This is a genomic window from Streptomyces sp. ADMS (assembly GCF_033441795.1).
Taxonomy (GTDB): Bacteria; Actinomycetota; Actinomycetes; order Streptomycetales; family Streptomycetaceae; genus Streptomyces.
Window position 1 is genome coordinate 1 of sequence record NZ_JAVFVX010000307.1, and the last position, 1,374, is coordinate 1,374.

At 69.9% G+C, this 1,374-nt stretch carries 3 protein-coding genes; all 3 read left to right on the plus strand.

The features are described 5' to 3' along the window. The first annotated feature begins 276 nt into the window (after positions 1 to 276). The 3 genes from RB628_RS40585 to RB628_RS40595 are packed head-to-tail and all read left to right on the plus strand — an operon-like array spanning position 277 to position 1,162. Positions 277 to 633, plus strand: coding sequence for a DUF317 domain-containing protein (locus tag RB628_RS40585; RefSeq protein ID WP_318325661.1), 357 nt, complete (start codon positions 277 to 279; stop codon positions 631 to 633). Between the two features lie 53 nt (positions 634 to 686). After that, positions 687 to 854: a hypothetical protein gene (locus RB628_RS40590; protein WP_318325662.1), complete on the plus strand. Its 168-nt coding sequence runs from the start codon at positions 687 to 689 to the stop codon at positions 852 to 854. A 35-nt stretch (positions 855 to 889) separates the two neighbouring features. Further along, on the plus strand, positions 890 to 1,162 hold the full coding sequence (locus RB628_RS40595; protein WP_318325663.1) for a hypothetical protein: 273 nt from the start codon (positions 890 to 892) through the stop codon (positions 1,160 to 1,162). Positions 1,163 to 1,374: the final 212 nt, after the last annotated feature.

Genomic DNA, 1,374 nt, shown 5'->3' on the forward strand with positions numbered 1-1,374 from the left:
TGCGGATCTTGCGCTCCAGCCCGGCACCGTCCCAGTGCCTGCTCGACTCCGCCACCCCTGCTCCCCCCTCCGGCTCCGTACGGCCCTGCGCCGTAACCCAGTTACGACAACCGGCCGCGCCGATCCATTCCCCGGCCAGCCGGTCCCTCACCCTCGGAGGCCAGTTCGCCCACGGCAGACAGCACCTTCCCGGAAACGACTACGTACTTCGGCACACCACATGTCAACGTACGGGTGTCGGGAAAAACCGCAGGTCAACGAAGGGACCGTCCACCCGTGAACGCCTCCAGCACCCTCCTGCCCGCTGTCGTCCGTCCCACCGTGGAGGAACGCGCCTGGCCCTCCAGCGACCACTGCGCGGGCCCAGTGCTCGAACTGCTCGGCGCACTCGGCTGGGCAATCGTCGACACCCCGGAGGCCAACGTGCACTGCACCAGCCCGGACGGCCGCGTCTACGTCGGCTGGCTCCCCGAAGACACCACCGCCTGGAAGCGCGGCATCGTCTGGCAGGTCCGGGCCATCCCCGCCGACGCCGAGCCCTGGGTCCAGGAGTTCGGCCTCGACACCCCCTCCGAGACCGTGGCCGGTTTCCTCGCCGCGCTCGTCGCCGCATGTCCCCGCACCGCTCAGTAGCGACGGCCAGACCGCCGCACCGCCGCCCGGCCCAAATGCGCGAAGGAGTCATCGTGGCACGCATGCTCAGCGCCGCCCGCCCCAACTTCCGCCGGGCCTGCCGCTACGCCCGGAGAGCCTGCACTTGCTACCTCTATCCCTCCACCACCGGATCGAAGGCGAAGGTCCTGCGCCGGCGCGCACAACGGCACGCCGAGAAGAGACAACTCCGCACCCCCTGATCCCGGCAGGCATGCCCCACACCAGGAGAGACCTCTTGCATCACCGCGCACCGCTGACCAACCACCACGCCGACGACACCGACTGCCCAGCCGAGCACAAGCACACCAGCTCCGGCAAGCCGCTCCACCCCGGCTGCACCGGCCGCGCCTACACCCAGGCCATCTGCTCGTGCGGCGACTGGCAGATGAAGAACCCAGGCAAGGGCTATGTCAACGAGTGCCGCAGGCGGCACCTCGCGAGCCACCCGAAGCCGAACCCGACCGGCCCGAAGGTCTTGCGCGACCTGCTCCGCCTCGACGCCCGCTGACGCTCCACCTCCGGCACCGCTTCGCCCGCCCATCTCACGCTCGGAGGTTCCCGTGCCCCACTACCTGACCGTCAACCACCTGCTCCACCAGCTTCAGAACCTCGACCCCGACCTACCGGTCCGCCTGGCCGTCAACCCCGACTGGCCCTTCACGCACTACCTCGGCACCGACGTCGTCGTGCGCGACGGCGTCGCGTTCATCGCCGACGACG